The organism is Rheinheimera sp. UJ63 (assembly GCF_021568285.1).
GTDB classification, from domain to species: Bacteria; Pseudomonadota; Gammaproteobacteria; order Enterobacterales; family Alteromonadaceae; genus Alishewanella; species Alishewanella maricola.
In genome coordinates this window covers 33,194-50,876 of sequence record NZ_JAKGTQ010000010.1, presented here as the reverse complement: position 1 = coordinate 50,876, position 17,683 = coordinate 33,194, and the positions used below count along the sequence as shown (strand labels likewise).

Genomic DNA, 17,683 nt, shown 5'->3' with positions numbered 1-17,683 from the left:
AACCGTTTCCAAAGCCTGACCAATATGCATAAAAAAAGCCTACAGTGTTTATTCTGTAGGCCTTTATATACCAACCACTGGATCGGTCAACCGATCTGAAAAGTTCTTAACTGATCGGCATTAAGCTTCGGCTGCCTTTTTTGTTTCGCCTTTACTGTTTGTAAAAGTGCATATCCCGATATTCGTGGCGCTCGCCAGGCTCCGCTGCATAAGGCTCTAACCTAAAGCCGGTGACTTGCCGCAGATTATTAATCTCAAAATGAATTAACGCATTGCGCGCGACATTGGCATCATCCCACTGCACGATAAAGCTATGATCGGCAAACGGCTGCAAACTGCCTTGTAAATTAATCATTTTGGCCGACTGCAAACGTAAACCGCTATCCGTTTGGCTGATTTCAATGCCACCAAACCATTGGTCCGCATAGTTGCCTGCGTAATCTTGTAAAGCCAACAACACCTCACCCGTACCCACCGGTTGCGGCGGCGCTGCACGCTTTGCCAAGGCTTGTCGTTGATCGGCATAATAACTGACCCAATCACGCTGCAGTTCAGGCGCTAGATAATGTTTTAACACCGTTTGTACCACCGACTGGCGTGCACCACTGTTCGAGCCATTATTTAATACCACAACCCCCAACTGCTGCTCTGGCACTAACAACACATGCGCCTGAAAACCCGATAAGGTGCCGGTATGATGAATCACCTTGTAACCATGCATATCAGCCATGCGCCAGCCCATACCGTAGGCACTAAAATGGGTGAAATCTAATTCCAAATCGAGTGAACTAACGGGCATCAGCGTTTGTGCTGTCCACATTTGTTGTAATTGCTGACGAGTGACCGGCCCCGCTTTTGCGGTACGGGCATCGGCTTGAGCCAATAAAAAACTTAACCATTTCGCCATGTCGGAGGCGCGACACACCACGCCACCTGCAGCTGCGGCCATCAACATTTTACCGTCAATCGCATTTCGTGGGATCGGCAAAAAACCCGCCTCAGCACGAAACTCATACGGTAGTGCCGCCTCGGCTAAGGCGCTATCAGGCACGGCACCGGCATAACACTGCATCTCCAGCGGCTGAAAAATCTGCTCAGCAACAAAATCCTGCCAAGGCTGGCCACTGACTTTGGCCACTAATTCGGCGGCAGTGATATACAGCACATTACTATAAGCATATTGGCTGCGAAAACTGCTTAACGGTGTTAAGTAGCGTAAATTGTTGATCACTTCATCACGACTAAAACCACTGGGCTCAGGCCAAATCATACTGTCGCCTGCGCCACTGGCTAAGCCACTGCGCTGACTCAGTAAATCACGTATCGTAAACTCGGCGGTGACCCAAGCATCTTGCAAACGAAATTGCGGTAGATGCTGTACGACTTTGTCGTCCCAATTTAACTTCCCGGCATCCACTAAGATCGCCACACTGGCAGCGGTAAAGGCTTTGCTCGCAGAGGCCAAGCGAAAGTACGTCTCCGCGGTCACTGGCGCTTGGGCACTAATATCACGTTCACCATAACCCGCCTGATGCACCAATTGGCCATCTTTAATAATAACCACAGCCATCCCCGGCGTATCAAACTGCTGCAGCGCCGCGGGCACCACTTGCGCTAAATCGAGCGGGTTGGCTTCAGGTGTTAGCGGTTCAGCCTGCAGCATGGCCGCCGTGGTTAAGCCTAACAAGAATGTGCAGAGTTGCCGTTGCATCGGTTTATCCTTAAATTTTTGGTCGCAATAAGCTAAATTTATTCGCGGCATTTAACGTGTAATAATCGCCAGGGCCACCCGCCCGCAATACCGGATCTGCAGCCAAGGTGTCATACACCCCATCAATTAATAACGATGACGCAATATGCACCCCGACTACCTCTCCAAGCACCAACCAAGTGGGTACCTGCTCGCCATTCGCTGCCTGTAATGGGATTAACTGGCTTAGCTTACATTCAAATCGCACAGGGCTTTCGGCTACCTGTGGCGGTTTAATCAATTTAGACGCAGCCATGGTTAACCCCGCCAAGGCAAACTCGTTCACCTCCGCGGCGACACTGGCACTGGTTTGATTCATCGCCTCCACCAAAGGCCGATTCACCAGGTTCCAACAAAATTCGCCTTGCTCGGCAATATTTTGTACTGAGTCTTTCCAACCGGTGCTGGCAAAGCCAATAATCGGTGGCTTATAGTTAAACAAATTAAAAAAACTGTAAGGTGCCAGATTAACCTGCCCAGCATTGCTAATGCTAGAAATCCAACCAATGGGCCGTGGCGCAATAATGCTATTAAACGGGTCATGTGCCAAACCATGCCCCTGCTGTGGTTCAAAAAAATAATCAGCCATGCTCTTCCTCTTTACTCTGTCGCTGGCCCTTGTCTAGCAAGCGCAAGCAACTTGCTTTTAGCCTGCCAGCAATCTAGCCTGAACGCCAGATGTTAGCCGCAGAGATGAGACCAGATGCCAGATTTTCGCAGTGATACGGTAACCCAACCTTCTGTCGCCATGAAACAGGCGATGCTCAACGCCGCTTTGGGCGATGATGTGTTTAATGATGACCCGACTACTATAGCACTGCAACGCTACGCAGCAGATATGCTGGGGTTTGAAGATGCGTTGTTTGCACCAAGTGGCACGCAAACCAACCTGATTGCGATGATGAGCCATTGCCAGCGCGGCGATGAAGCCATCGTAGGCCAACAATGGCATACCTATAAATGGGAAGCCGGCGGTATGGCGGTGCTCGGTTCAATTCAACCGCAACCGATTGCGCTGCAAGCGGATGGCAGCCTAGCGCTACAAGATATCAGCGATGCTATCAAGCCAGACGATCCACACTTTGCCCGTTCGCGCTTGATCGTGATTGAAAACACTATCGGCGGCAAGGTACTGCCGTTGCGTTATATGCAGCAAGTGGCCGCGCTAGCGAAAGAAAAACAACTGCAATGCCATATCGACGGTGCGCGCTTATTTAATGCCGCTGTGGCTTTAGCGCCTCAGCATCAATTGAGCCCAACCGCCATGGCTAAAGCCCTGTGCCAGGGGTATGACTCGGTCTCTATTTGTTTATCCAAAGGCTTAGGCGCACCAGTAGGCTCGTTATTACTGGGCTCGCAGGCTTTTATCCAGCGCGCGCGGCGTGTACGCAAGATGCTCGGCGGCGGCATGCGCCAAACCGGTATACTTACCGCCGCGGGATTATATGCCTTGCAACATAATATTCAGCGTTTGGCAGAGGATCATCATAATGCTGATACGCTCGCGAAAGGGTTACAAGCCTTAAGCTCTCAAGGCTGTTTTGCTGGGCATTTGCAGTTAGATTTGCCGCAAACCAATATTGTGTTTACTGATATCACTCCGGCTGTGGCTAATGAGCTGCTTGATTTTCTGGCTAAGCATAACGTCAAACTCACCAGCAGCAATTACGCCAGTGCCAGTGGCAACCTCACGCGCTTGCGCTGGGTGTGTCATTTAGATGTATCAGCAGCAGATATTGCCACGACACTGGATTTATTAAGCCAATTTGCGCATAGTAGATCTCACTAACCTTTCCTGGAGTCTCATCATGATCTTACGCCCCCTTGTGGCCGCTCTGCTAGCCAGCCAATTCGCCTTTATGGCCATGCCACTTTTCGCTGACACCCAACGCATTAGCCCTGAGCTAGAAAAGAAAGTGATTGAATGGCGCCGGGATCTGCACCAGCACCCTGAATTAAGTAATCGCGAATTCCGTACCTCGAAATTGGTTGCCGCACACTTAAAAAAACTCGGTATGACCGTGCAAACGGGTATTGCGCATACCGGTGTCGTGGCGATTTTAGACAGTGGTAAGCCCGGCCCCTTACTGGCATTACGCGCTGATATGGATGGTTTGCCGGTCGTCGAACAAACCGACTTACCGTTTCGCTCAGAAGCCAAAGGCGAATATCGCGGTAAAGAAGTGGGCGTAATGCATGCCTGTGGCCACGATTTACATGTGGCGATGTTGATGGGCGCGGCCGAATATCTCTCAAAAAACAAAGCGCAGCTCACCGGTAAAGTGATGTTTATCTTCCAACCGGCAGAAGAAGGCGCACCGGCAGGTGAAGAAGGCGGTGCCGAATTGATGCTAAAAGAAGGCTTGTTTGCTAAAAACAAACCCGAAGCCATCTTTGGCATTCATGTTTGGTCTGCCGCCAACGCCGGTGTTGTGCAATATCGGCAAGGGCCCTTGATGGCTTCCTCTGATCAATTTCAAATCACCGTTAAAGGTAAGCAAACCCATGGCTCTGCGCCTTGGGCTGGGGTTGATCCGATTGTGGCTGCTGCGCAAATCGTCAATAATGTGCAAACCATTGTCAGCCGCCAAATTAATATTACCCGCGCGCCAGCCGTTGTCAGCTTTGGTATCGTTGAAGGCGGCGTACGCAATAATATTATTCCTGATGAAGTGTATTTAGAAGGCACGATTCGTAACTTTGATATGGGTATTCGCCAACAAATTTTTGGTTTATTAACACAAGCCGCGCAAGCCAGTGCTGCCGTAACCGGTGCCACTGCCGATGTTAAAATCCTCGAAGGTTATCCTGTCACGTTAAATGATCCGGCGCTGACTCGTCGGTCCTTGCCAGTTTTGCAACAAGTTGCGGGTAAAGATAAAGTTGAAGAGAGCGCCCTAGTGACCGGTGCCGAAGATTTCTCATTTTACGCCTTAGAAACACCGGGCTTATTTGTTTTTCTTGGCGTCACACCTGAAGGCCAAGACGCGGCTAAAGCACCGGCGAATCATTCACCGTTTTTCTATGCTGATGAAAAAGCGTTAAAAACTGGCACCGAGCTTTATGTAAACTGGGCGTTATCTTACCCTAGCATGCAAGAGTGAACACTTTAAGGAATAGCATGTTTCGCCTTTTTTCCGCCGCACTGCTGTGCGGCAGCTTTACCCTTGCGGCGCAACAAGATGTGCAGCAACAAGTACAAACGCTGTGGCAACAACAGGCCTATCAAGAAGCAAAAAGCCTGTTAACGCCCTTGGTGAATGCCAAAACAAAAGACGCGGCCTTATTGGCCGCGCTTGGCCGTACCGAGTTGTCACTCGGTAACGTAGATCAAGCCGAAAAGCTGTTAGCCCGAGCGGTAAAAAACGCCCCTAAGCAGGCGCAGTATCAATTTTGGTATGGCCAAGCTAACTGCGACAGCGCACAAAAAGCCAGTATGTTCAGTGCACTTAGCGCGGCAAAACGCTGCGCTAAAGCCTTTGCCACGGCAGTAGAACTGGCACCAGATAATGCACAGTATTTACAAGCCTTAGCGAAATATTATGCACAAGCACCCGGTATTGCTGGTGGTGATAAAGCGCAAGCGTTACAACTCAGTAAACAACTGCAGCTTACCTCACCGCTGCAAGGCCAATTACTGGAACTGGAATTGCTACTGCAACTCGATGACCCGGCCGCTGCGCAGGCGTTATTAGCTAAGGCAACGGCGCTACAAACTCGACCTGAGCCCTATTTTTTGCAAGGGGTAAAGTTTGCGCAAAGCCGTGATTATGAGGCAGCGATTGAACAGTTTGCCAAAGCCAGTGCACAGCCCGCTGTCGATAAAGAAGCTAGCCGCAGTCGTTTATTGTCGCTGTATCAACTCGGTCGTGCTGCCGCTGTCGGTAAAACCGCAGAGCAACAAGGCATTCGCGCGTTAGAACGCTTTCTTGAAGCAGAAGGCTTGCCCGAATTTCGAGAATGGGCACAGTTTCGCTTGGGCCAACTGTACCTGGCGACAGAGCAACGCAGTGCTGCCGAAGCCATACTGAAGCCATTGCAAAACAGCAGCAAAGATAGCACCCTAGTAACCGAAATTAAGAAGATCCTCTAGTGCAGCCACCCAAATTAAATGCGATCCACCATGTGGCGCTGATTGTCAGTGATTATCCGCGCAGCAAAGCCTTTTATACGGAAGTATTGGGTTTAACAATATTGGCCGAAAATTATCGGGCTGCGCGCAGCTCATGGAAACTGGATTTACAGCTGCCAGATGGCAGCCAATTAGAGTTATTTAGCTTTCCAGCGGCCCCCGCCAGACCCAGCCAACCTGAAGCGCAAGGCTTACGCCATCTGGCGTTTGCCGTCACCGACCTCGACCATTGGGTCAGTTATTTACAAAGCAACGCTGTTGAGGTCGAAGCCATTCGTGTCGATGAGTTTACCGGCAAACGCTTTACCTTTTTTCCAGATCCCGATGGCTTACCGTTAGAGCTTTATCAACATTAAAGACATCTTCGTTATATTGGATACAAAAAAACCGGCACGCCCAAGCTTGCCGGTTTTTTTATTAACACACCGTGCTTAACCCGAGTTACGCATCCCTGCCGCGATACCGGCGATAGTGACCATCAGCGCCCGATTACTTTGCGCACTGATTTTCTCCGGATCGTGCCGAGAGCGTTTTAGTAGCTCCACTTGTAAAATATGCAGCGGATCGACATAGGTATTACGCAGCATTATCGACTCACGGATCCAGCCTTCTTTGGCCATCAACGTATCACTGTGGATCAACTTTAACAGTAACTCGCGATCCGCCGCCAGTTGCTGCCGCAACTCAACGCCAAGGTGTTGCAGCTCTTTAGGCACTAACACCTGATCATAATAGGCAGCAATTTCTGGATCGGCTTTTAAAAACACCATTTCCAGCATCGACAACCGCGTCGCAAAAAATGGCCACTCTTGCTGCATTTCGTTCAGTAAATCGGTTTGCCCAGCCTCAACTGCCAAGGCTAATGCATTGCCGGCACCCAACCAAGCGGGCAGCATTAAACGATTTTGTGACCACGCAAAAATCCACGGGATCGCTCGTAAGCTTTCAACGCCACCGGTCGGGTTACGTTTAGCGGGTCGGCTACCCAATGGCAACTTACCTAATTCTTGCTCTGGCGTGGCGGCACGGAAATACGGCACAAAATCTTTATTGTGTCGCACGACGGCCCGATAGGCGTTACAAGAATCATCGGCTAGCTTACTCATCAGGCTGCGCCAGCTTTCTTTTGGTACCGGCGGTGGTAACAACATGCCTTCTAATACCGCGCTGGCATACAGAGCCAAGCTACGGATGGCTAGCTCGGGCAAACCAAACTTAAAGCGGATCATCTCGCCTTGCTCGGTCACGCGCAACCCCCCAGCTAACGAACCCGGCGGCTGCGATAAAATCGCCGCATGTGCAGGGCCGCCGCCACGGCCGATAGTACCGCCACGGCCGTGAAACAGCGTTAGCTTCACGCCATAATCTTTACTCAGCTTCACTAGCGCTTCTTGCGCACTGTATTGTGCCCACGCGGCCGCGAACACACCGGCATCTTTAGCCGAGTCAGAGTAACCGATCATCACCTCTTGACGACCATTAATATAGCCGCGATACCAATCAATACTGAGCAATTGCCGCATACAATCGGGCGCGTTTTGTAAATCACTTAAGGTTTCAAACAGCGGTGCGACTGGCATAGCAAAGCTACTACCGGCTTCTTGCAACAGTAATTGTACTGCCAACACATCGGAAGGTTTACCCGCCATTGAGATCACATAGGTACTGAGTGCTTCGTTACCATGGCGCGCCACGATATCGCAGGTATCCAGCACTTCTTGAACGTCGGCTGAGGGTTGCCAGTTTTTCGGAAATAACGGCCGTTTATTTGCCAGTTCTCGCAATAAAAATGCTTGCCGATCCGTTTCAGTCCAAGCGCTATAATCACCTAAGCCTAAGTAACGGGTGAGCTCGGCAAAGACATCGGCATGACGCGCGGCATCTTGGCGAATATCTAATTTCAATAACGTTAAGCCAAAAGCATAGGCGCGGCGCAGCGTATCAGTTAAGCGGCCTTGCGCAATTAATTGCATGCCACTTTGCTGTAATGATTCAAAGCACAGTAATAACGGCTCAAGCAACTGCTGGTTATGCCAAATTAAATCAGCCGGCCGCTGTAAGCGATCATGTTTTAACGCTTCAGTTAACCAATCTCGGGTGATGATCAGTTGTTGGCGTAACTTGTTAAGTACCGCACGATAGGGTTCAGAAGCCTGCTCACTGGCGTCGAGTAGCGCCGCAGAGCCCGTATTCATCGATAACTCGGTAGACAGTAAATCTAAGTCCCGAATAAACAAATCTGCCGCTTTCCAGCGACTCAGTAATAACACCTGACGGGTTACTTTGGAGGTAACAAAAGGATTACCATCGCGATCGCCGCCCATCCAAGAAGAAAAACGCACGGGTGCGGCATCAAGCGGTAAGCCGGTGCCAAGATCACGACGTAAATCGGCATCAAGTTCACGTAAAAAGTCAGGGATGGCTTGCCACAACGAACTTTCAATGACTGCAAAGCCCGATTTCGCTTCATCAACCGGGGTTGGCCGCTGCTCACGAATTTCATTGGTATGCCAAGCTTGGCTAATTAATTCGGTTAAACGTAATTGTAACTGTTGCTGTTGCCAGTCGGTTTGCGGATGCTCTAACTGCGCTAAGCAGGCGGCAATTTCGGTCAGTTTATGAATCAGGGTACGCCGCGCCACTTCAGTAGGATGCGCCGTTAGCACCAACTCAATGGATAACTCACGTACGGCTTGTTGAATGTCGCCCTTGGCGATAGCGGTGTCTTTTAAGCGCTGAAACAACTCCGTTAACGGTTCCGGTTTTTCAATGCTGCTGCGCCCTGCCGCGCTGATACTAAAATGTTGCTCGGCGAGGTTAGCTAAATTTAAAAACTGCGCGAAAGCCCGAGCGACTGGCAGTAATTCATCATCACTGAGTGCCGTGAGTACTTGGCGTAGCTGCTCGGCTTGCTGGCTATTGCCTTGGCGCGCTTCTTTAGACAGCTGGCGGATCTCTTCCACTCGTGCCAATACCGCATCACCAAGATGCTGGCGTAAGGTCTCACCCAACTCCGTACCTAATAACCCGACATTCGCCCTAAGGGCGGCGTATTGATCCATTTCAGTGCTCCACTGCGTTTAGAATTAATACACCCTAGCCTGTTCTGCGTTGGTACTCAACTATGATTGCTTACCAACTGGGCAACAACTGTGCATAGGCGATAACTTGGGTTCTTGCTATACTGCGCTTAACGGTATTTTACGACTTTTAATACGGCATCTTATGACTTCGGAAACACGTCCTACCCCAGCAAAAAAATCGACAGGCCTCATCAGTAACCTACTGCTAAACGTGGTGATCCCTGCGATTATCCTGAGTAAATTCAGCGGTGAAGAATACCTTGGCCCCGTCTGGGGCATTGTGGTTGCACTGGCTTTTCCTATTGGTTTTGGTATTTGGGATTTACGCCAAGCCGGTAAGGTTAATTTCTTTTCGGTGCTCGGTGTGATCAGTGTGTTACTAACTGGCGGTATTGCTCTACTGCAACTTGATGCCGCGTATATCGCCATTAAAGAAGCCGCGATCCCCGGCGCTTTAGGCTTAGCGGTTTTGATTAGCCAATACACACCCTATCCGTTGGTGAAAAAGTTTTTATTGAATGGCGAGTTGTTGGATAACGATAAGCTTTATGCGGCCTTGGATGCACAACAACAACGCGCACAATTTGAAAAGAAAATGGCAATAGCCGGTTATTTAGTGGCGAGCTCGTTCTTTTTATCGTCGGTACTTAATTATATTTTGGCCAAGGTGATCTTGGTTAGCCCTCCTGGCAGCACCGCCTTTAATGAAGAGCTGGGCACGATGACGTGGCTAAGTTACCCCGTTATCGTTTTGCCCAGTATGTTGGTATTATTTTTTGCAATGTGGTTTATGTTTAGCAGTATTAGCAAGCTGACAGGCCAAGAACTCGACACCTTTATGCATCAACCTTGATCCGATTTAGCTGCAGGCGGCAGCTGCGCGCGTAACGCCGCTAACTCTGCCTGCAACTGCTGCATCTGCGCCACGAGATCGTGTTGTAATTGCTGTTTGGCATCGATTTCGTCTTTGTGCTCTTCATCATGCATGCTTTGTACGGCATTGACGATCACGGCAATAAACAAGTTCAACATAGTAAAAGTGGCGATCAGAATAAAAGGCACAAAGAACGCCCAAGCATAGGGGAACTGTTCCATCACCGGCCGCGAGATCCCCATCGACCAGCTTTCTAGCGTCATCACCTGAAATAACGTATATAAGGTGGCACCAAGGCTGCCGAACCACTCAGGGAAGGCTTCACCAAAAAGCTTCGTTGCCATGACCGCAGACACGTAGTACACCAAGCCCAGCACCATCGCAATCGACAACATACCGTTTAACGATTGCACTAAAGCGCCAACAATTTTCTTCATCGACGGTACAAAGGTTAGTACACGAAGTACCCGTAATACGCGAAGGGCGCGTAATACCGCAAAAGGCCCGCTGGCTGGCACTAAGGCAATGGCCACTACGGTAAAATCAAATAAACTCCAGGCATCTTTAAAAAACGCCAAACGATGAGCGTAAATGCGCAGCGCAATTTCGATGACAAAGACAGCAAGAATAAACTTGTCGAGCAGCATTAATGGTTGGCCAAATGCGGCCATCACTGCACTGGATGTTTCTAAACCTAAAATTGCCGCATTAATTAAGATCAATGCCAGTAAGGTGCGTTGCACCAGATTTTTATTTAACCAGGTCGCAACCTGTTGCTGCATGCTGACGCCTGCTGAGCGGGTAACTTCTGTCATAACAGCCTCCATAAAGATCAGGGCGCTATTGTAGAAGAACCATAGAACAGGTCAATGCATTGCGAACGTTATAGCGTTGCAGTGGCTAAGATAACTCCTTTCGGGCAGCACAGCATAGTCAACCGGCTTCTTCTGCCTTTGTACTGCTAAACAGTTCGGTGCGATTGCGGCCATTGCTTTTGGCTTGATATAGCGCTTGGTCGGCCGTTTTCATCAGCTCAAGCAATGCGCGGTGCTTACCGTCATTGCTACTGACACCAATACTGGTTGTGATGCTAATCCGTTGCTGATCGTGCATCACTAGAGGTGTGGCAGCAAGCTGCACTCTAAAATATTCCAACAACTGCAGCGCATCGGCCTGTGAGCATTCGGTCAGTAAAATGCAGAACTCTTCACCGCCGACTCGACTGATAATATCACTGGAGCGGAAACAACTGCGCATTATGCTAGCGAAATGACTTAACGCCAGATCACCGACCTCGTGACCATATTGATCGTTTATTTTTTTAAAGAAATCAATGTCTACCATGCCGCAAGTTACCGCACTTTTTTGCCGTTCAGCCAGCTTAAGTGCTTCGCGGGCTACGGCAGTAAAACCTCGGCGGTTCAATAACTTCGTTAACGGATCGCGCGTGGCTAATTCACGCAATTGGGCCTCTTTCGATTTAAGGGTAGTGATATCTTTTTCAATCGCAGCAAAATAGACCACGTCACCCACATCGTTACATAAAGGCACAATATTTAAATCGAACCAAAGCGGTTCGCCTAGTTTTGTGTAATTCAACAACTGCGCTTGCACTGCAACGCGATTTTGCATGGCCGCTGCAATGTCGGCACGGCTGTTCGGATCGGTATCGATACCATCAAACATGGTATGGGGTTGTCCATAAACTTCGGCTTTTTGATAACCGGTAATTCGAGTTAATGCTTGGTTGGCATAAATGATTTTCGGGCCACCGGCAATGTCGTCTTTAGCATCTAACACTAAGACTAAGTCACTGGCTAATTCCACCACATCTTGAAAAGGAATATTGCGCTTACTACGCGTGGTATCAATAAAGGTGACGACGATATGGCTGAGATGCTGCTGCTCATCATACTCGGGGTAAGCATTACACAAAACCCAGGTCACCCGCTTAGAAGAGCTATCGGTAATACCGACCTCAAGGTTTGATACGGGTTGGCCAGTAGCTATAACGCGGTTAACTGGGAAAGCTTCATATGGCATGATGCTGCGGTAGCTGTCTAAAAAGTGCCAATGCGGGTCTAACGCATCTTTACCAATCATTTGCGTCTCTGTTAGTCGTAACATCTTCAGCGCAGCCGGATTGGCGAATAACACAGCGGTATCTGCCGCGTGCACCACCACACCCGCATGCAGATTATTAATTAAGGAAGCGGCATTAATGAGCGATAAATTCAATTGATACCCTTCAACTATAGAATCACTTTGCAAATCAATACTTAACTATAGCCGATATTGGGGTATTTACATCAGGCAGCGGTAATATAACGTGCTACTTGCGTTGCTGTTAAACTAACGCTGCCTTTAAACGTTTGTCAGGCTCTTTACACACCGAGCGCACCAAAGCAGAGTATTGAGGTGTAAGTTTAAGCCAACGCCATTCGCGCAAATGCCTGTTCCAGATCAGCCAATAAATCTTCTGGATCTTCCAAACCAATATGTAAGCGCAATAAAGGCCCAGCATAGGGCCAATGAGTCACCGAACGAAGCGCTTGCACATTAGGCACCGCAGTAATCAAGCTCTCATAGCCGCCCCATGAGAAACCCATTTTAAAATGCTGCATACCTTCAATAAAGGCTTGCACCTGCGCAGCACTGCCCTGTTTCAATACAAAAGAAAACAAACCATTGCTACCGTTGAAGTCGCGCTGAAAAAACAGATGCCCTGGATGCTCAGGAAAAGCAGGATGGCGCACTGTTTCAACTTCTGGACGCTGTGCTAACCACTCTGCCACTTCTAAAGCATTTTTTTCGTGTTGCTTTAAACGCACGCCCAATGTACGCAAACCACGGCTAGCTTGATATACATCATCTGGCGAAGCGCAATAACCTAACAAATAACTCTGCTCACGTAATTGCGGCCAATGCTGTTCATTCGCACTTGCTGTGCCTAACATCACATCTGAATGACCAATGATATATTTGGTGGCAGCTTGAATAGAAATATCCACACCAAGCTCAAACGGCCGACATAGGATCGGCGAAGCCCAAGTGTTATCTAGCATAGTGATAATATTATGCGCCTTTGCAACCTGACAAATTGCCGGTATGTCTTGCACTTCCATGGTCAACGAACCTGGTGATTCTAAAAAGATCACCTTAGTGTTCGGACGAATTAAGCTCTCAATCTCGGCACCCAGCAAGGGATCGTAATAGCTGGTTTCAATCCCTAAACCGGCGAGCACTTTTTCACATAATCCTCGTGTTGGCTCATACGCGGTATCGACCATCAACAAGTGATCGCCTGCTTTTAAAAACGCCAATAAAGCGCCACTGATTGCTGCGGCACCGCAAGGATATAAAGCACAACCGGCCCCACCTTCTAACTCACACATGGCTTCTTGAAATGCAAAATGTGTAGCCGTGCCGCGCCGACCATAATACGGCACAGCGTTACCTTTATTTTTACTGGCGTTTTTAAGCTCTTCCATGGTCTCAAACACAATCGTTGAAGCACGTACGATAGGCGGATTAACCGCACTGCCAGTCCACTTTTTGCCACGACCTGCATGAATTAACTGGGTATTCTTTTTCATGTATTGCTCCAACGTTAATCAAAGGCGAAAAGACTTCTAGAAGTCTGCTTTATACTATGTCATTATTTTGCCGCTGCAAGCAATGTTTAATTCTGTTACACGTTTGACACCAGCAAGTTCAGCAACTAGATTCAATAAAAATAACAAAGGGATAACTCACATGCACCAAATAAAACCGCATCCTATTGCGTTAGCTATTACCTTAGCGTTGTTTACACCGCTAACAATGGCGCAACAAAGCAATACCAGCGAAAACGATGAAAAAGCAGAAAAAATTGAGCAGATTATTGTTACGGGTACTCGGGTTGCCGGTCGTTCGGTGTCTGATACTGCCGTGCCAATCGATATTATCAGCGCAGAAAATTTAACCCGCGCAGGTTCAACCGAACTGAATCAAGTACTATCAACCGTGCTACCGTCTTTTAACTTTCCGCGTCCAGGCTTAAGCGATGGTACTGATACCGTGCGCCCAGCTACTTTACGTGGTTTAGGGCCAGATCAGTCTCTGGTGCTAGTTAACTCAAAGCGCCGCCATTCCGCTGCTTTAGTTAACGTAAACGGTACCGTGGGCCGTGGCTCTTCTGCTGTTGATTTAAATACCATTCCTACCGCAGCGATTAACTCAGTTGAAGTATTACGTGATGGTGCTTCAGCCCAGTATGGCTCAGATGCCATTGCCGGGGTATTAAACATTCGTTTACGCGAAGCGAGTGAAGGCGGTAACTTTACCTCGTCTTATGGCTGGCGTGAAACCAGCTACACCACGCCAACAACACCAACCCCAACAGGCGCCACTTGGAGTGCACCGGCTAATCTTGAGCGTAGTCGTACTGACGGTGAAACGCTAACCTTGAGCGGCTGGCGTGGTTTTGAACTTGGCAAAGATGCTTTCCTCACCGTATCTGCAGAATACAAAGACGCCGAACGCACAGAGCGTGGCGGCTGGGATTATCGTCAACAGTATCCGTTGGTCAATGGCCAATATGATACACGTGAAACCTACTTCAACCGCTTCAGTGCTTGGTATGGTGAGCCTGAGTTATCGCAATTTACCTTGTTTGCTAATGCTGGTAAAACCTTAGATAACGGTAAAATTTATGCTTGGTTAAGCTACCAAGATCGTGAAGCGCGTTCAGGCGGTTTCTATCGCCCAGCCAACGATTCCCGCAACATTCTGGCGATCTACCCAGATGGTTTCTTACCTATTATTGCACCCGATGTGACGGATGCCAGTGCTGCTGTAGGTTATGAATTTGATGTAGGCGAGTGGACCGTTGATACGTCTTTAGTTTGGGGCCAAAACCGTATGGCCTTCACTATTGAAAACACCTTAAACCGCTCAATCGGCCCAACCAGCAAAACCGAGTTTGATGCTGGTGGCTTCCGTTATGGCCAAACCGTATTTAACTTATCTGGTGTGCGCTCAATTAATGTCGATGCGTTAGCTTCGCCGTTAAACATTGCTACCGGCATAGAATTACGCCGTGAACGTTACGGTATTTTCGCCGGTGAACCTGATTCATGGCGCAATGGCGGCGAACTGTTAAATGGTAACCCAACGGCTTCTGGCGCGCAGGTGTTCCCCGGCTTCCGCCCGTCTAACGAAGTGCGTGAAACACGTCGTGCTATTGGCGCTTATGTCGATTTAGAAGCGAATATCACGGATAACATGCTGGGCTCAGTAGCGCTGCGTGCTGAAGATTATTCTGACTTTGGCAGTAATGTTACCGGTAAAGCCGCGTTACGTTACGATTTTACCGATGACTTTGGTATTCGTGGTTCATTACAAAACGGTTTCCGTGCCCCATCGTTACAGCAACAGTACTTTACCGCAACCTCGACTAACTTTATCAACGGTGTACCCTTTGATATCACGACTTTCCCGGTAAGCAACCCGGTTGCGCAAGCGTTAGGTGCCAAACCGTTAGATGCTGAAGAGTCAGTAAACTACTCGTTAGGTGCCGTGTTTAAAGTGGGCGGTGTTTCTATCACGGTAGATGGTTATCGCATTGATATCGATGATCGTATCGTGCTATCAGAAAACTTAACCCAAACGAACGTGCGCGATTATTTAAGCTCGCAAGGCTTTATCGGTATCGGTGGTGGTCGTTTCTTTATCAATGGTGTAGATACCGAAACACAAGGCGTGGATGTTGTTATTAACTGGTCAACACCAACAGAAGATTTTGGTTTGTTCAGCTTTACGGTGGTAGGTAACATCAACGAAACGAAAGTTACTGCCGTGCCAGTAACCGCAGAGCTGTCAGCACTTGATCCCGCCCCCACCTTGTTTGGTCGCGTTAACGTACTGACCTTTGAAAAAGGTGCGCCTAAAGATAAGTTTGGCGCCACAGTAAACTGGAGCTACGACAATTTCAGCGCGACCTTTAAAGCAACTCGCTACGGTGAGGTATTATCACCGGGCACTACGGCAGCTACTGATCTGACATTAAGCCCGAAAGTCTTGATGGATTTGGAAGGCCGCTATGACTTTAACGATAGTTGGACCGTGGCAGTGGGTGCTGATAACATCTTTGATGAATATCCAGATGCTAACCCCATTAACTTAAATACCACAGGCGCCACCTCGTTCTCGAACTATTCACCGTTCGGACGTTCAGGTCGCTTAGTGTATGGCCGGGTATCTTATAACTTCTAAGTTTCCGCCCAAATAGACAAGGCGCCTTAAGGCGCCTTGTTTTTTGTTTTGGGTTATACGTTTAATTTAACGCTTTCATCCCTGTTAAGCCTTCTAACGGTGTCAGCACTTCTAAAGCCGGCTTGGCAAAATAATATCCTTGAAACAAGCGCACACCAATACCCACTAAGTAATCTAGTTCTTCTTTTGTTTCAATGCCTTCAGCTAACACCTTGGTACCTTGCAACTCGCATTGCTCAATTGTTTTGGCCACAATAAATTGTTTTGCGCAGTTAAGGTGAATATTACGGATCAGTTCCATATCTAGCTTTAATAAGTGAGGTCTTAACTCAATTAGCCAATCTAATGTTGCAAAACCCGAACCGTAATCATCAATCGCAGTTTGAAAACCACGTTTAGCATAACTGCGAAAGATGCGATTCAAATGCGCTTTATCTGGGATCTGCTCACCTTCAGTCACTTCAAAAATTAGCTTGGTTAAATCAAAGCCATAGAGATCGGCAGCTTCAATGGTGGCTTTAATACAGGTTTCTGGGTTATACACCGCGTTCGGCAAAAAGTTAATATTCAAATAGGTACTACATTTTAGACGCGCAGCGGTTTCAATGGCTTTTACCCGACAAGCCTGATCAAAGTAATATTTATTGCTATCGTTTATCCGAGAGAAAACCCACCCTGCACCTTCACCGTTCGGCCCGCGCACCAAAGCTTCGTAAGCAACAATCTGCTGCGTGTGCCAATCGATAATCGGTTGAAATGCCATACGGATTTCAAAACCAAGATCTTGACCACTTAAACAATCCTGGCAGCTCTGCTGTTTAACTGAATCGGGAAACTGCATAAAAAGCGCTCTCTAGTGGGAGTAAAAATGAGATAAAATAACATTAAAGCATTGTGACTGCTTTTTGATAATTTATCAAAGACAATCACCGATTTGGTGTCGCACCCAGCGCCAGCGCAGCCGCATAATAACGCATTAAAATTTGAAAGCTGGTTTCAGCATTCTTGCCAAAGGTCACCACACCATCTTCATGCCCTGCCATAGTGAAGATACCTTGTGCCGCGGCCTCACTTTGTTGGAACAAGCGGGACACTTCCTCCGCCATCGCCACCGTGCCGTAAGGCACTTGCGCAGCCGTTTGCGCTAACGCTAGTGCATCTGCATACTGCCAAATTGCCGGGCAATGCGCATGAATAATAAAATTAACCTGTGGCAGTAACTGATAAAGCTGGCCATGTGTCATCGCTTCAGAAGAGGGTTTAGTTACGCCCTGTGCGCTAATTCGGTTTAGTGCCGGTAGACAAGCGGTGACCAGCGCGTAATCTGCTGCGCTTAACTGCAGTTTACCACCCGTTTGCGTGCCACTGATGATAAAGTGTTCACCACCTGCGACCCGCTGACTAATATTCCCAAAACCATAATTATCATAGCGCTCAGGATGCTGCCCTAACATGCCCGTTTGTACGCAAAGCGTACGCCACGCATTTAACTCGGTAATATCTATGTTGGCAGGTAATGGCGCAGCTTGATAAAACAATTGAAATTTTATAACCCCTTCTTGCTCTTGCATCGTATAACCCGTCGAAAT

General features: G+C 48.4%; 14 protein-coding genes. 6 read left to right on the top strand and 8 right to left on the bottom strand.

Going from position 1 to position 17,683, the window contains the following annotated elements:
• Positions 1-151: 151 nt before the first annotated feature.
• Positions 152-1,711 carry a serine hydrolase gene (locus L1N97_RS16215; protein ID WP_236130524.1) on the bottom strand — a complete coding sequence of 520 codons (1,560 nt, stop codon included), beginning with the start codon at positions 1,709-1,711 and terminating at the stop codon, positions 152-154.
• 10 nt (positions 1,712-1,721) lie between these two features.
• Positions 1,722-2,339, bottom strand: a complete 618-nt coding sequence (locus L1N97_RS16210; protein ID WP_229586098.1) for a flavin reductase family protein — start codon at positions 2,337-2,339, stop codon at positions 1,722-1,724.
• A gap of 114 nt (positions 2,340-2,453) precedes the next feature.
• Here L1N97_RS16210 and ltaE point away from each other — a divergent pair, with 114 nt between their 5' ends.
• Genes ltaE through gloA2 form a run of 4 tightly spaced genes read left to right on the top strand, consistent with a single transcriptional unit; the run spans position 2,454 to position 6,238 of the window.
• Complete coding sequence (gene ltaE, locus L1N97_RS16205) at positions 2,454-3,539, top strand: low-specificity L-threonine aldolase (RefSeq protein WP_236130523.1); 1,086 nt, start codon at positions 2,454-2,456, stop codon at positions 3,537-3,539.
• Positions 3,540-3,558: 19 nt separating this feature from the next.
• Positions 3,559-4,854, top strand: a complete 1,296-nt coding sequence (locus L1N97_RS16200; RefSeq protein WP_236130522.1) for an amidohydrolase — start codon at positions 3,559-3,561, stop codon at positions 4,852-4,854.
• 17 nt (positions 4,855-4,871) lie between these two features.
• Positions 4,872-5,843 (top strand): tetratricopeptide repeat protein, encoded by a 972-nt coding sequence (locus tag L1N97_RS16195; protein ID WP_236130521.1) that lies wholly within the window; start codon positions 4,872-4,874, stop codon positions 5,841-5,843.
• Complete coding sequence (gene gloA2, locus L1N97_RS16190; RefSeq protein ID WP_229586102.1) at positions 5,843-6,238, top strand: SMU1112c/YaeR family gloxylase I-like metalloprotein; 396 nt, start codon at positions 5,843-5,845, stop codon at positions 6,236-6,238. Before L1N97_RS16195 ends, gloA2 begins: the two co-directional genes overlap by 1 nt.
• A 75-nt stretch (positions 6,239-6,313) precedes the next feature.
• Here gloA2 and ppc read toward each other — a convergent pair whose 3' ends face one another.
• Positions 6,314-8,944, bottom strand: coding sequence for a phosphoenolpyruvate carboxylase (gene ppc, locus L1N97_RS16185; protein WP_236130520.1), 2,631 nt, complete (start codon positions 8,942-8,944; stop codon positions 6,314-6,316).
• 163 nt (positions 8,945-9,107) lie between these two features.
• Between ppc and L1N97_RS16180 the strand changes: the two genes are divergently transcribed.
• On the top strand, positions 9,108-9,818 hold the full coding sequence (locus L1N97_RS16180) for a VC0807 family protein (RefSeq protein ID WP_229586104.1): 711 nt from the start codon (positions 9,108-9,110) through the stop codon (positions 9,816-9,818).
• Here the strand turns inward: L1N97_RS16180 and L1N97_RS16175 are convergent.
• The 3 genes from L1N97_RS16175 to L1N97_RS16165 form a co-directional block, all read right to left on the bottom strand.
• Positions 9,809-10,654, bottom strand: coding sequence for an ion transporter (locus L1N97_RS16175; protein ID WP_229586105.1), 846 nt, complete (start codon positions 10,652-10,654; stop codon positions 9,809-9,811). The two genes, L1N97_RS16180 and L1N97_RS16175, sit on opposite strands and share 10 nt — an antisense overlap.
• A gap of 118 nt (positions 10,655-10,772) precedes the next feature.
• Positions 10,773-12,077, bottom strand: coding sequence for a sensor domain-containing diguanylate cyclase (locus L1N97_RS16170; protein WP_229586106.1), 1,305 nt, complete (start codon positions 12,075-12,077; stop codon positions 10,773-10,775).
• A gap of 188 nt (positions 12,078-12,265) precedes the next feature.
• The gene (locus L1N97_RS16165) at positions 12,266-13,435 is read right to left on the bottom strand and encodes a cystathionine beta-lyase (RefSeq protein WP_229586107.1); all 1,170 of its coding nucleotides are present in this window, start codon (positions 13,433-13,435) and stop codon (positions 12,266-12,268) included.
• Between the two features lie 160 nt (positions 13,436-13,595).
• On the opposite strand from L1N97_RS16165, the gene L1N97_RS16160 reads away from it, so the two are divergent.
• Positions 13,596-16,094, top strand: coding sequence for a TonB-dependent receptor plug domain-containing protein (locus L1N97_RS16160; protein ID WP_236130519.1), 2,499 nt, complete (start codon positions 13,596-13,598; stop codon positions 16,092-16,094).
• A gap of 61 nt (positions 16,095-16,155) precedes the next feature.
• On the opposite strand, the gene L1N97_RS16155 is transcribed toward L1N97_RS16160, so the two are convergent.
• Both L1N97_RS16155 and L1N97_RS16150 read right to left on the bottom strand, forming a co-directional pair.
• The gene (locus L1N97_RS16155; protein ID WP_236130518.1) at positions 16,156-16,935 is read right to left on the bottom strand and encodes an EAL domain-containing protein; all 780 of its coding nucleotides are present in this window, start codon (positions 16,933-16,935) and stop codon (positions 16,156-16,158) included.
• Between the two features lie 85 nt (positions 16,936-17,020).
• A complete protein-coding gene (locus L1N97_RS16150) occupies positions 17,021-17,665 on the bottom strand; it encodes a class II aldolase/adducin family protein (RefSeq protein ID WP_236130517.1) in 645 nt (214 codons plus the stop codon).
• Positions 17,666-17,683 lie beyond the last annotated feature (18 nt).